This window comes from Paenibacillus sp. cl6col (assembly GCF_900102125.1).
Lineage (GTDB): Bacteria > Bacillota > Bacilli > Paenibacillales > Paenibacillaceae > Paenibacillus_B > Paenibacillus_B suaedae.
Window position 1 is genome coordinate 887693 of sequence record NZ_FNAZ01000001.1, and the last position, 14208, is coordinate 901900.

8 protein-coding genes and 2 pseudogenes are annotated in these 14208 nt (G+C 43.7%); 4 read left to right on the forward strand and 6 right to left on the reverse strand.

Annotated elements, in window-relative coordinates; translation table 11 throughout:
- Positions 1-216: 216 nt before the first annotated feature.
- Positions 217-1176: an NADP-dependent oxidoreductase gene (locus tag BLS15_RS03820; RefSeq protein ID WP_021254065.1), complete on the forward strand. Its 960-nt coding sequence runs from the start codon at positions 217-219 to the stop codon at positions 1174-1176.
- Positions 1177-1345: 169 nt separating this feature from the next.
- On the opposite strand, the gene BLS15_RS29915 is transcribed toward BLS15_RS03820, so the two are convergent.
- Positions 1346-1777, reverse strand: a complete 432-nt coding sequence (locus tag BLS15_RS29915) for a hypothetical protein (protein ID WP_028532201.1) — start codon at positions 1775-1777, stop codon at positions 1346-1348.
- A 284-nt stretch (positions 1778-2061) separates the two neighbouring features.
- A complete protein-coding gene (locus BLS15_RS29920) occupies positions 2062-2436 on the reverse strand; it encodes a serine hydrolase domain-containing protein (RefSeq protein WP_368087119.1) in 375 nt (124 codons plus the stop codon).
- A gap of 174 nt (positions 2437-2610) precedes the next feature.
- Here BLS15_RS29920 and BLS15_RS03830 point away from each other — a divergent pair, with 174 nt between their 5' ends.
- On the forward strand, positions 2611-6915 hold the full coding sequence (locus tag BLS15_RS03830; RefSeq protein WP_028532203.1) for an S-layer homology domain-containing protein: 4305 nt from the start codon (positions 2611-2613) through the stop codon (positions 6913-6915).
- A gap of 223 nt (positions 6916-7138) precedes the next feature.
- Here the strand turns inward: BLS15_RS03830 and BLS15_RS03835 are convergent.
- The 4 genes and pseudogenes from BLS15_RS03835 to BLS15_RS03850 all read right to left on the reverse strand — a co-directional run.
- Positions 7139-7529 (reverse strand): annotated as a pseudogene (locus tag BLS15_RS03835) (alpha/beta hydrolase); the annotation flags it as partial.
- Positions 7530-7536: 7 nt separating this feature from the next.
- Positions 7537-7680, reverse strand: a pseudogene (locus BLS15_RS03840) (DNA-binding response regulator); the annotation flags it as partial.
- 147 nt (positions 7681-7827) lie between these two features.
- On the reverse strand, positions 7828-9636 hold the full coding sequence (locus BLS15_RS03845) for a helix-turn-helix transcriptional regulator (RefSeq protein WP_021254061.1): 1809 nt from the start codon (positions 9634-9636) through the stop codon (positions 7828-7830).
- A gap of 161 nt (positions 9637-9797) precedes the next feature.
- Complete coding sequence (locus BLS15_RS03850; RefSeq protein WP_028532205.1) at positions 9798-11156, reverse strand: erythromycin esterase family protein; 1359 nt, start codon at positions 11154-11156, stop codon at positions 9798-9800.
- Positions 11157-11419: 263 nt separating this feature from the next.
- Here BLS15_RS03850 and BLS15_RS03855 point away from each other — a divergent pair, with 263 nt between their 5' ends.
- Positions 11420-12313 carry a CPBP family intramembrane glutamic endopeptidase gene (locus BLS15_RS03855; RefSeq protein WP_021254059.1) on the forward strand — a complete coding sequence of 298 codons (894 nt, stop codon included), beginning with the start codon at positions 11420-11422 and terminating at the stop codon, positions 12311-12313.
- Positions 12314-12574: 261 nt separating this feature from the next.
- Positions 12575-13936 (forward strand): FAD-dependent oxidoreductase, encoded by a 1362-nt coding sequence (locus tag BLS15_RS03860; protein WP_090509968.1) that lies wholly within the window; start codon positions 12575-12577, stop codon positions 13934-13936.
- Positions 13937-14208: the final 272 nt, after the last annotated feature.

The following is a 14208-nucleotide window of genomic DNA, read 5'->3' on the forward strand; positions in this document are numbered from 1 at the left end:
CTGCTTGTTTCGCATTTATACAAATATGAACAGCTGTCTGGGATGGACTCATTTTATCTCTGGTTAGAGTATCTTTAATTCGAGATAATTATATAAAATAAAATGAGTATAGTCAACAAGAAAGAAAAATGACTTTTGAATTTGAATTATCTATACTAAATGAAATAACAAGTAAATAACCTACCGCACTTCCAATATAGAAGGAGAGATTTTGATATGAAAGGGATTGGCATTGAAACATACGGAGATGAAACGACGCTTATGTTGGTTCACGTTCCGACAGAACCAGTAGGCCCAAACGACCTGCTCATTACGATAAAAGCTAGTGGGGTGAACCCTGTAGACTGGAAAGTACGGGAAGGATACTTGAAAGAAAGCTTTCCGTATCAACTTCCTCTGATCTTGGGGTGGGATGCGGCAGGTAAAGTGGCGGCTGTCGGAACGGATGTAACCAAATTTCAAGTAGGAGACAATGTGTTCTTCCGTCCAGAAATGGAGAAGCAAGGCACGTACGCCGATGAGATTGTTGTTCCTGCAAATCTTGTTGCTCCAATGCCTCGTTATATGACGTATATTGAGGCAGCATCCCTTCCACTCGTGGGCCTTACCGTATGGCAGGCTCTCGTAGAAGTGGGAAATGTTCAGGCAGGGGATCGCGTGCTTATTTTAGCTGGAAGTGGTGGAATTGGATCCTTTGCCATTCAATTGGCGAAAGCGCTGGGAGCTCATGTGACCACGACAACAAGCGCTAAAAACATCGATTTTGTAAAAGAGTTAGGCGCAGATCAAGTGATTGCATACGATCAGGAAAGCATCCGAGATTCAGGACTAGAGTTTGATTTCATGCTCGATACGCTCGGTGGTTCTTCATTCGAAGAGGCATTATATTGCATGAAGTTGAACGCAACGGTGGCTACCATATTCGGTGGGCCAGATGAAGTTCGACCTGATTCCATAAATAAAATAGAAGCAGAGCGTCAATTAAACATTAAGTACGTGTTCACGCGTCCCGATGGCGAAAACATGAATCATATTCGCAAACTGGTTGAATCACAAAAAATTAGACCAATCGTAGGGGAAGTCTACCCGATGACGGTTGATGGAGTAAGAAGAGCACATCTGTCTAATCAAACAGGACGAACACGAGGTAAGATCGTTCTAAGCAGAGAGGATTGAACATCTTTTTTACTAGATGTAAGTTGTATCCGTATTTGTTCTATAAAAGATGTAATAAATGAATAAATGGCCCATAAAAAAGTAAAAAAGTGCTGTCTCCAAGGTCGATAATGATCTTAGAGACAGCACTTTGAACTTTTATCTTTGGACAAGCCTCCCTACTCCTTTTTTAATGAAATCTCAAATATAGAGCCGACCTCTCCAGCAAATACAACCCTTCCGTTATCCGGCAGCACAACTTGATTGTTACCGCTGACCACGGTGTGATTGATACATATCCCCGCCTAAGTTCCAGCGAATCTCGGCCAGCCATCGTTGGAATTTGCAGTTTGTTGACTGCTTTGTTTGCATCAATGATTGTAAAATTCAACACATAACCAGAAGCAACCTTCACGCTATTCAATTGTAGAATCGGCTTTGCATTGAAATAAGTCATCGACGAATATTTTTCACTTAACACGTAATATTTTTTATTTTCACGCGCTTTCCATGCAGCTGCAGTAGCGTGCGATAATTCGTTGGCCTCTAGCCTCTCTACCTTATACTCTGAAATAGCGATCTGTCCAAGCTTAGGTATCGAAATATAGGAGCGCAACCACATGTATGTACGTCCATTTTTCTCAACAACGAATTTGTATTTTTGCGAGCCATCCTCATTTACAAACGAAACATCATTGCTTTTACCGATTTGGGAGATAGAATTCCATCGACTTCACCTGTGAATATCCGCGAGAATGTAACCAGATCTTCAGCAGTGGAGTAAATCCCTCCGCTTGCAATGACATTATAATTTTCTGTTGGAAGTTGTCCCTCATAATTAGGATAATAGACCCCCACCAATGTCGTTGGATTTACAACATCCTACGGAGTTTTTGTATTGTTCATTTACAGAGGCATGGTGAAATACTTGTGTATAAATGCAGTAAAGTCCATGCCGCTAACTCGCTCTACCACTATTTCAGCTAACGAAAAACCAACGTTGTTATATACCGAGTATTCACCCGGATCTGCTTGTAAGTCCTGAGCCGCCAATTCTTTCAACAAGGTATGATGTGCATACGTGTCATGATCATCAAACAAGGTTGAATTTGGACCAATGTATCCGTGAAGACCGGAAGAATGATTCAGCAGCATGCGGGGTGTAATCTGTGTATAACGGCTGTCTTTCATTGTAAAGTCGGGTATATAGGTGACAACGGGCACATCTAAATCTAGTTTTCCATCGTCTACTAGCTTCATAACAGCCGCTGTGAGTATCATCTTGCTCGTTGAACCGATGCCATATATGGTATTGGAAGTGAGCGATACAACAAATGTCGATATTATGACTCTCTTAATTTGCCAGCTACAAATGTCGATATTTAAAGGATGAGTTCAATTCTGTCAAACATACATGATAGAACTTAAACATAATTACGAGAGGCGATGTAGTAAATGAAACCCGAATTACGCATGCGAAAAACAATCGCTGTACTGATGGCATTCCTGCTCATCTTTACAGCAGTCCTTCCTCTGCGATCTGGCATTACCAAGGCCATGGCTGCAACTGGCTGGCAGCCAATTGGAAACAGCACAATTGGTTTAAATGTGGACGCCACCAATGAAACGTCACACCCTAACATGGTCAATTATAATAACGAGCTGTACATGGCATGGTCTGAGAGAGCAGACCAAGATAATAAGACCACGATCCAAATCAAGAAATATAATGGTAGTAGCTGGGAGTATGTTGACGGCGGCACTAGTTTCAGCGCAGATCCATTGGCTTCTGCAACTAATCCTATCATGGCCGTATTCCAGAATGAGCTATATGTGACATGGTATGAATTATCGAATTCGAATAAAGGTAGTCAGATAAGAGTCAAGAAATATGACGGCTCAAGCTGGTCTTTCGTAGACGGTGGAGGCAGCAAGGGACTGAATATGAATTCCCCCTCTATTGCATACATCCCTCATTTGATAGTCTATAATAATAACCTCTTTATCGTATGGGTAGAGAGTACCAATGGCAACTATCAAATCAGAGTCAAAAAACACAATGGTTCAAGTTGGGAATGGGTAGATGGCGGTAGCAACGATGGATTAAATGCAAACCCTTCTTCATTGGCGAGTAGCCCTGAGTCTGCTATTTACAACGGAAATTTATACATATCCTGGCATGAAAAAAGCGGAGGAAAGTCACAGCTGCGAGTTAAAAAGTTCGACGGCACTACTTGGTCTTTTATCGACGGATCTAATGGCTTAGGTAGTGATTCATCCGATATTTCAAACGGTAGTTTAACTGTTTTTAACAACGAGTTGTTTGCTGTATTTTCCGAAAAAAATGGAGTTCACACCCATCTCCGAGTCAAAAAGTATGATGGAGTAAGCTGGACGTCCGTTGATGGTGCTAACAATGCCGGATTAAACGTAAATGTTTCAAAAAACGCGAAGCATTCAAGAACTGCAGTTTACGACAATGCATTATACGTAATCTGGACCGAAGCAGTCGACCGTGATTGGGGTGGAACAATACATATTAAAAGATACGATGGAACAAACTGGAGTGGAACTAGTGAAACCATTCTAAATGTAGATCCATCATCACTTACAGCAATGAATCCTAATTTGTCCTCATATAACGGCAAGCTGTTCGCTGCGTGGACTGAATCTAACAATTATCAGACTCAAATTAGGGTCAAACAATATGATGGTGTCGCTTGGACGTCTGCTCATAATGAAATTAACGTCGGGTTAAATGGAAATTTGATTTACTCGTATCATCCTGATTTGAAGCAATTTAACGATTCGCTTTATGCAATCTGGGTCGAAAATGGAAAAATTGTAGTTAAAAGCTATTCCAATGGAGTCTTATCTGGCTCGGAAGACTTAAACGTTGATCCTACAAAAGTGGCTGATACTCCGAAATTAGCTGTTTTCAATAACGAATTATACGCACTATGGGTAGAACGCGACAATGCAAACGTCAGAATATTAAGAGTGAAAAAATGGGATGGAGTGTTTTGGGTTGACGACAAAAACGGACTAAATGCCAATTCTCAGGAACAAGCTTTGCATCCTAATCTGTTATCCACGAATGATGCAATTTATGTAGCTTGGTCTGAGTCGGCGAATGTTGGGTATGACGTCCAGGTTAAGAAATTTAATGGAAGTTGGGAATCGCTTGGGCGCGCTGCATCACACACTGTTGGCAAACCAAGCTTGGCTATGTTCCAAAATGAATTGTATGGAACTTGGCTAGAGTTGAATAGCGCAAAAAATTACCAACCAAGAATTAAGAAATATAACGGTCAAGATTGGGTGTACGTGGATAATGGAGGCGTTAATGAATCTGTAGATATCGACAACACCAACACCTCTATAATTGAATTCAACAATGAGTTGTATGTTGTATGGGTCGAGAATGGCACTAATGGTGTTCTGTTGAGAGTAAAACGTTTTGATGGAGCAAGTTGGGAGGCGGTAGAAAATATTGCAACTGATATCGCGCTCGACAGCCCTCCTGCTTTGAAAGTGTTCAGAAATACACTATTTGCAACATGGACGGAAACAACCAACGGAAAAGCCCCGCAAGTACGTGTCAAACAGTTTAATGGCACAAGTTGGTCTTCTGCAGACGGTGACGGTGTTGACGGACTGAATGTCGACGCAACTAAACGAGCGTTTGCTTCTGTTCTAGAAGAGTACAATGGTGAGCTTTTCGCTGCTTGGACTGAACATAACGGGGTGTCAAATCAAATTCGAATGGCCCGCTACACAGGGAACATTATTCCACCTGTAACTCCAACGGATCCAAATACACCAGGGTCTGCAAATCCGTTGGCTGCACCGACGGGATTTATTGCTACGCCAGAAGATGGGCAAGTGAACTTACGTTGGAATAGTGTAACAGGGGCCACTTATTATCAGGTTTACCAAGGCATATCCTCTGGTAGCTATGGAACCGCACCTGTAGCAAGGGTAAGTGGAGCAGCGAATTCAGCTCTTATTACGGGACTTTCAAACGACTTACCTTATTATTTTGCAGTTCAGGCAGGCAATGAGAATGGTGTGGGTGCACTCTCTCCAGAGGTAAGCGTCTTACCACAAGTGAATCGCAAGACGGATTTGCAAGCCTTAGCCTTGTCTCAAGGGGCGCTTAATCCAGCCTTCGATTCTAGAATTCTGGATTACACAGCGATTGTTCCGAACAGTGTCTCATCGTTAACAGTAACTGCCTCGGTATATGATCAGCAGTCTCCATTAACAGTGACTGTCTCGGTATATGATCAACCGTCTTCGTTAAAAGTGAACGGAGCACTGGTTACTAGTGGTCAAGAAAGTAGTCCAATTCAACTTGCTGTAGGTCAAAACATCATTTCAGTGGAAGTGACAGCAGCAAATGGATTGAAAAAAATCTATTCCGTCAACGTAACTAGGGAATCGGCATCCCCGTCATCAGGAACGCGCCCTTCCGATTCTAGCAATTGGATAAGCGATCCAAACAGCGGTAAGTCGACCCGCAATCAATTGGCTTCAAGTATCGTAACGCAAGAAAACGGGCAAACCGTTGTGAACGTATCCCTTGATTCAGCCATTATGGCCTCACAGCTGACAAACGGTGGAGACAAGCAAACATTGTCAATTCCTGTGAGTCAAGAAGCAGATAAAGTGTCAGTAAACCTAAATGGAGAAGTATTAAAAACATTGGATCAATTCAAGCAAACCGTGCTTGCAATTTCAACGCCTATCGGTAATATCAAGCTGCCAGCAGCACAGATTAACCTCAATGATTTGTCTGCCAAATTTGGTGGGCCAGCAAATACAAGCGACCTATCCGTTCAGGTCGTTATCACCAAGGGTGATTCATCTAAGGAAAAATCAGTTAGGGATGCAGCGAATAAAAGTCATTTTACTGTAATGGCTGCACCTGTTGATTTTTCGGTTATGGTCTCTTACAAGGATAAAAAGGTGAATATTAGTCGGTTCAGCAACTTTGTCGAGCGTGAAATTCCAATTCCAAGCGGCATCGACCCTAACACAGTCAAGACAGCAGTCGCTCTAAACGACGATGGATCAATTCGTCATGTGCCGACGCAAATTATGACTCGTAACGGAAGCAGTTACGCCGTTATTAAGAGCTTGACGAACAGCACTTTTTTGCTGATCTCACATCAGAAAGTTTTCGATGATTTGAAGGGACATTGGGCACAGGGTATCGTTTCCGACATGCTGTCGAGAATGGTGATTAACGGAGTCGACGATACCCATTATGCGCCTGACGCAGCGATTACTCGGGCTGAGTTCGCTGCAATTATTGTTCAAGCGCTTGGCATGGACAATAAAGGGGAAACCATGACCTTCAAAGATGTTGCTGCATCGGATTGGTTTAATGCTGCAGTTGTGACAGCACAGGAATACGGTATTATTAAGGGTTATGAAGATGGAACATTCCACCCTGGGAAGACAGTTACCCGTGAGGAAGCCATGGTTATGATAGCCAAAGCCATGCAACTGACTGATTTGAAAGCTTATGTTAACAATGCCGATGCGGACTCCGTATTATCCGCATTTATCGATGGTGCATCTGTTGGAGCATGGGCTAAACAAGGCGTCAGCGCAGTAGTTAGCAGTAAACTGATCAACGGAGCCGGCAATGGATTGCTGCCAAAGAAAGACATTACGAGAGCCGAAGCTGCCGTGCTCGTTCATCGTATGCTAGAAAAGGCAGATCTGATTGACGTAGTTCAGACTAAATAATCTTCCGTATCTCAACGAACCTAGTTCGCAAATAAAAAAACCTGGAATGGCTGACTCCTTATGTAGACAGCCACTCCAGGTTTTTCGTTATGAATCGTTCAGCGGTCGTGTGACAGAAAACCAGGAACGCGCGCCGAAAGTAAAATAATCCCCCGTCCCATCACCTTTGGCAGGATTGAAACGGAGTACCCGGCAAAGCTTGGTCTTCATCCAAATAGTACACTTACTTTACTTCTTTCATATATGCTCTAACATTCTCAGCGATTTCTTTGAATTTGGTGTGGTGCAAATAATGCGATCCCACCATGGTGATTATTTTTCCATGTACCGAGTCTTTAACCTGCTCTTCATGCAGAGGTACCCATTCCTTTCTCCCTTCATTATTCGCTTGTACAAAGTATCAAACTCATTTGCTCTACGGTTTTTTCATCGAATGCCAGACCCTTATAGGGGTCTGCACTAAATATAAGAGCAAATCGTAAGAGACCTGATTTTTTGAGGAATTCTAATCTTTTTAATGGGAATTCGACATCCATACCTGGTTGTGTTGGAACACTGCTATCGATTCCGACAAATGCAGTCACCTCGTTTGGATATTTGTTCACATAATCCAATGCCGTAAATGTCGACATGCGTTGAAGCATAGACGGCCATTGCTTCCTTACCGTCTGCAGCTTCAACTGTTGTGAACCCATCTTTGCGTAAAAATAAACATACAAGTTCGCGAATGTTCGCATCATCATCAGCAACTAGTATAGTAGGCATATGTTCCCTCTTTCCCCAGTTTTCCATCTATGCTGTTAATAATCCATTATACTATAAATGGATTTGAGGCATAAAAACAGCCCGTGAATTTCATAGACTTATTTGGAGAAGTTGATTATTGCCACTAATCTATCAAAGCCCCCTCTTCTAACTAATCAATCCTTCTTCCTTCGCCTTGTCCACTGCATCTTGCCTGTTATTTACGCCTAGCTTGGAATAGAGGATAGATATATAATTGCGGATCGTTCCTTCCGAAAGATTCATGCTAGCGGCGATAGCTTTGTAACGTGATCCACGGTACAGTAGATCCAACAACTCGAACTCGCGTTTAATTAATCCATATGGATTATCCCAAATGATATTTCCACGTTCCTTGAGCTGCACCCGCTGCTGCTTCATCTCTTCGAATACTTGCTCCGCGATCTCCTGGGTGATGGACATGCCTCCAGCATGAATGAGGCGAATCGTGTCGATTAACTCCTTGGGCTGTATGGATTTCAACAAATATCCCACTGCCCCATACTGAAGTGCGGTCACCGCTTGTTCTACATCACTGAAGGTACTCATTACGATCACTTGTAGATCAGGCCACTTTTCCTTAATCACTTGTAAAGCTTCGATTCCATCCATTTCAGGCATACGGACATCCATCAAGATAACATCTGGATGAACCTGCTCGCACAACTCAACAGCTAATTTTCCATTTCCGGCCGTTCCTACTACCTGCAAATCCTGTTGATTATCAAGTATCATGCTAAGACTATCGACAATCAACTGCTGATCGTCGACGATAACAAGCCGTATTTTGCTTTGCACAATTTCATATCTAGGCACTGTACAGAGCACGACCGTCCCTTCATCACGATGAGAGTGGACTGATAAGTGGCCTGACAACTCTAGCAAGCGCTCCTTCATCGTAGAAAGCCCAAAGCCTGGCTGCAACTGTTCATTACCTACCCCATTATCTTGAATTTGCAAACGCAATTGATTCGCTTCGAAATGCAAATAGACCTCGATGGCCGTTGCTTGTCCGTGACGAGCCGCATTCGTCAATGCCTCCTGTAGACAACGGTACAATGTTAATTTGATCGGATTAGGCACGGCATACTCCTCACCTAATGTTCGATACTTCACTTCAATCCTTGTTGTATCCTTGAATTTGCTAACCAGCTTTTGTAGAGAAGTCGTAAAAGATGCAGGTAGGGTAGATGACAACATTTGATGCAAATGAGTTCGAACTTCTTCTAGTCCACTGCGGGCAGAGCGCAGAAGAGCATCAATGCGTTCAGTTTGATCGCCTGTTGCCGCCTGACGCAGCGATTCCATTCCCATAATGAGTGAAGTCAACGTATGGCCAATCGTATCGTGCAGCTCCTTAGATAGTCGATTTCGCTCCTCGACTAACGTCATCTGTTCAACCTGAGTCACATGTTGTTCCAAAATCCGATTTTGCTCCTTGATCACTTGCCCCTGCCTATGCGTAAGTACCGCTAATTGAAAGGCATATCCCAAGGCAAATACAATCCCATAATGCAAAATGACGTCTACGATAATATCAATCCAACTTATTTTACTTACCCAGCCGAGAATAAACGGGATGACACCAGAAGATAGAATCGCTGTCCATCGGTAAGTAGAATTACTGCTTAGAAAGCCAATGACAAATACAATCGGGGCATATTGCCATACATTCGATATCCCATAGAGATTTAGGAAAATAACAAAACTCCCCGACAACACCATTTCAGCAATCAAATACCACTGCAAATGATACTGTTGAAGCCAAAGCGGGACGAATAATGGAACAAAAGAGAGCCCCATAGCTGCCCAAAGTGGTATCGGCAATCCTCGCTCATGCAATATGCATAGACTAATCACGAGCGTGATCCACCATGAGATCCGTATACATAACATGACCCAATCTGACCACAACCATCGCTTCATCCATTCTTTCATAGGAATACCTCAATCCTTCATCAGATATCTACAAGTTACACCACATACAACCTAATTGAGAACCATTAATTTCTGAAATAAATGATTGAACCTTCGAGCGGAGTAAGGTCTAGTAGAAGAAGAAAGAGCAACCGTATCCCGATTGCTCCAGAAATGATTTCCTACTTTTGTACTTGTAACATATGGGATGGGCTTGTGTTACGAATATGGACAAGAATGTCAAACCGTTCCCGCAGGGGCACATTGAAATATGGCGGCAGGCCCGGTATTATCCGCGCCCCTAAGCTGAGGAACGGCTGCTTTTCCTTCACCCATCGCCCTGCCTCTCCCTTCAGATGGCGAGCGTCCAATAGGAATCTCTCGTAAGATACTTTTCCGAACATATCGTTCGTACTGTTTTTATGCTGCGGTATTGCATCTGTCATAATCTTTCCGCCGCTACTCATGTCAAACTCGTATGTTGTAAAATGCCCTTCCGTCATCGAGGTTCCTATAACGACGTATTGATCACCTACACGTTCCTTCAGGAACTCCCCAGCTGGCTTCGGATACCATTCTTTATCGATAACACCCTTAGCTACGTGAATATTATGGCCCCAGATCATCGTTTTCCCACCAAGTGTTTCTTTTGTCCATACGGCAAGGTCTGCCAAATATTGCTCGTGGAGGGTGACAAAAGACGGATAATCTTCAGGAATCATCATGGTTGTATAATGCTTGATTGCCTTCGCCGTCCCTTTCACCCACGTAAGCTCATTTGAATTAGCCTTCTTCTCGTCTTTTACGGCTACTTTCTCAAGCAATTGGACAACTCTTTCCGCATTCGCTTGGAACCTGGCTTTCTCCTCATGAGTCAGCTTCATATACTCCTGCAAATTGACAGTTACCGCTGGCATATCTTTATAGTTCTGCACGACTTCAGACAGCATATCGGGATGATGCTTCTTCACATAGTTAATGACTGTATCGTAGACATCTTTATCCAATGACTTTAGATCGAGCCCGATAAATTGAATCTTTTTCTTGTTCTTTGGATTAGCATTGTAATCCTTCATCCACTTCACCATAGCGACGATCTCATCAGTTGGATATAATAGCTTCAAAAATTGCTTGGGATCTCCTTTGCCTGTGTGGATATATTCATTTAATTTCAAACCATTCCCCCAATCCTCCTCCATCCCGAAGTTCGTAAATCCCATCTCCGTAACTAAATATTTCACGAGACGAAATTTCATCGTAAACAATTCAGAGCTACCATGAGTTTCCTCTCCTAATCCTACATAATGAGCATCCCCGATCATCTTCTTAAGCGGCTTTAAATCTGCAAACGATTGAGTCGGGTCAATCGTCTTCAATGGAAAAACCTGTGATTCAAAGGATTTCACAATACTATTTTGCAACGTCTGCACGGAATGAGTCACTTCTGTTGACCGTGCACCAGCATTCGAAGCTCCTCCAGCAACCAACAGCGCTGTGCTAACTACTGCAGCCATGCCACTAACCATCATTTTCTTATTCATGTTATTCCACCTCAATTGAGTAATTTGATGAGCGCAATACACGGCAAATCATGCTGTACGTCAATCGCTCAGCCTGATTATCATTCAGTCCGCATCACTTTTTCTAGTTACATCCTGTCATTAATATTGATGACACATACCGCATGTCATTTCGTTACAAGCCTCACTATGAAAAATGACGCCCCATTGGTCATACTGAATTTGCGAAAGATTGAGGGCATCAATATAAAACATTTCTATGAGTCGAAAGGAAGGATGTAATTTTGAAATCGCGTGGAAACAAAAACGCTTCGGATTTTGGGGAGGTGAAAGTAAAACATGCCAGAAAAGGCCTTACGTTCTTTCTTGGTTTCTTATTCGTGTTGTCGCTGATCGTAAATACGGTTGTCATCATGTCGGGAAATATTCTGCTTATTGTTGTGTACATGTTCGTACCGGCAATCGCTTCGATTCTAACTCGTCTCCTCTTGCGGGAAGGTTTTGCAGATGTATCCTTTCAGTTGGGCAGTGTAAAAGTATGGAGAGGGATCGGACTGGGCCTGCTCATTCCTATGCTCATCTGCGGAATCACCTACTCCACCGCCTGGATGAGTGGTATAGCCTCGTTCCAGCTTCCTGTGGGAGGTACCTTCGAAACGTACTATCATGCTCTTGGTCTGCAGTACTTGCCTACGCCGCTGAGCTTCGTGCTTATGGTCGCAGTGGCTGGCATTGCAGGAAGTATCATCAACCTCATCCCCGTTATGGGGGAAGAAGTCGGCTGGCGGGGATATATGCTGACACGTTTAGTTGAGGCCAAGGCTCCGCGTCCTATTTTGCTTAGCGGATTGATCTGGGCAACTTGGCATATTCCGATTGTCATATCGGGTATGTATGTGGCTGGGCCATCTGTCCTTCTCTCTGTCCTAGGCATCTACCTGTGTATCATTCCGTTCAGTTATATTACCGCCCGATTGCGATTAGCCACTGGCAGCGTCTGGCCTTCTGTCATTATCCATACCTCATGGAATTCTGTAATCCAAGGTCCTTTCACTCGTGCAACAACAGGGGAGTTTTCTGAGGTCTGGATTGGTGAGTCGGGTCTCCTTACGGCATTTATCATTATCATTGCAGCAATTATAGTGTCACGAACAGTAAAAGTCCGAGAGTTGACGTGACCAGAAATAAGCTCTCTAATCATTCTCATTGACGAAAAAGAGAGTAACGAATTTGATTGATCATAAATCCTCCTTAGCACTAAGGGGGATTTTATGTTTTGTCCAGCCGACATCTAATAATTTTGTGAAAAAAAGAACAAGTAGCTATTGACTTGTGAAATAAATCACAGTACACTGTGGTTGTGAAATAAGTCACATTTAACACATTGAAATTAAACCATTTGGTTTACCTATATTTTTACCCTTCGAGGAGGAATTACGATGAAAATTGCAGTGATTGGTTGTACGCATGCAGGAACAGCAGCAGTGGTGAATGCCGCCAAGCTATACCCCAAAGCCCAGATTACCGTTTACGAACGCAACGACAATATATCGTTCTTATCTTGCGGGATCGCATTGTATGTGGGCGGTGTCGTGAAGGAGCCGGAAGGACTCTTCTACTCCTCGCCGCAGCACTTGGCGAATTTAGGTGTGATTACTCACATGCGCCACGAGGTTCTCACCGTTGATACAGATGCGAAAACGATGCAGGTGCGCAACCTGCTGACTGGAGAACAATTCAATGATTGCTTCGATAAGCTGATTGTCACGACGGGATCTTGGCCGATCATTCCACAGCTCCCAGGCATGGAGCTGGACAACATTCTGCTGTGCAAAAATTACGAACATGCGAACAACATCATCGAAAAAGCTAAACAGGCAAACCACATCACAGTGGTCGGTGCGGGATATATCGGAGTAGAGCTTGTGGAGGCGTTCCAGGAGAGCGGCAAGCAGGTGACCTTGATTGATAGCGGAGACCGGATTCTGAACCGATACCTGGATGCCGAATTCACCAGCCAGATCGAGGAAGCGTTCCGCGGCAAAGGCATTGAGCTTGCGCTTGAGCAGACCGTTCAAGCTTTTGAAGGCAAGGACGGCATCGTTAACAAGGTCATCACTGACAAGGGTGAAGTGGAAACAGATATGGTCATTCTTTGTATCGGATTCCGACCGAATACCCAACTGCTCAAAGGTCAGTTGGATATGCTGCCAAATGGCGCAATCATCGTCGATCAATATATGCAAACCAGCAAGCAGGACGTGTTTGCCGCCGGCGACAGCTGTGCTGTTCATTACAATCCGACAGGTAGAGCTGCCTATATCCCGCTGGCTACCAATGCAGTGCGGATGGGAATGCTGGTAGCCCGCAATCTAATGGGGCCAACGACGAGATATTTAGGTACGCAGGGGACATCCGGTCTCAAAATATACGATATCAACCTGGCTTCGACAGGACTTACCGAGGTCGCATGCGCAGATGAGAAAATCAATGCCGAAGCAGTTACGGTAATCGATGCCTACCGGCCGGAATTTATGCCATCGGCAGAGACCGTAACCTTGAAGGTTGTGTATGAGAAAGAAAGCCGCCGCCTGTTGGGAGCGCAAATCATGTCCAAAGTTGACTTGACCCAAGCGATGAATACCTTGTCGGTATGCATTCAAAATGGGATGACGATCGACGAGCTGGCCTTCGTCGACTTCTTCTTCCAGCCTCACTTTAACAAGCCTTGGAACTTTTTGAATACGGCCGGCATTGCCGCACTTCCCCAGTTCGTAGACGGAGAACTGCAGCACGCCTAAAAGCACTACCATGAAGGGAGTGTCCCAATAGTCATTGAATATGACGAGGGACACTCCCCTTTCATGGGATTTACTTTCATGACCACCATTGTTTCTGACATCTGTACAAATGAAACCATGGCCATTGATTCTCTATCAGTAGTTTCTACTATATGTATCACTTTTCTTGATAAACAAACACTTCGGTTAGCGTCTTTTTAAGAATAGCGATAGTTTGGCGACTCTCCCCTTTTTGCCTGCCCTTCTTAAGCCCAACCTTTTTTCTGCTCGAC

Bases quoted from the DNA above. Each gene is read 5' to 3' on its own strand.
- BLS15_RS29920 (WP_368087119.1), bottom strand. From the start codon at position 2,436: ATGATACTCACAGCGGCTGTTATGAAGCTAGTAGACGATGGAAAACTA.
- BLS15_RS03820 (WP_021254065.1), top strand. From the start codon at position 217: ATGAAAGGGATTGGCATTGAAACATACGGAGATGAAACGACGCTTATG.
- BLS15_RS03850 (WP_028532205.1), bottom strand. From the start codon at position 11,156: ATGAATAAGAAAATGATGGTTAGTGGCATGGCTGCAGTAGTTAGCACA.
- BLS15_RS03860 (WP_090509968.1), top strand. From the start codon at position 12,575: ATGAAAATTGCAGTGATTGGTTGTACGCATGCAGGAACAGCAGCAGTG.
- BLS15_RS03830 (WP_028532203.1), top strand. From the start codon at position 2,611: ATGAAACCCGAATTACGCATGCGAAAAACAATCGCTGTACTGATGGCA.
- BLS15_RS03845 (WP_021254061.1), bottom strand. From the start codon at position 9,636: ATGAAAGAATGGATGAAGCGATGGTTGTGGTCAGATTGGGTCATGTTA.
- BLS15_RS29915 (WP_028532201.1), bottom strand. From the start codon at position 1,777: ATGTGGTTGCGCTCCTATATTTCGATACCTAAGCTTGGACAGATCGCT.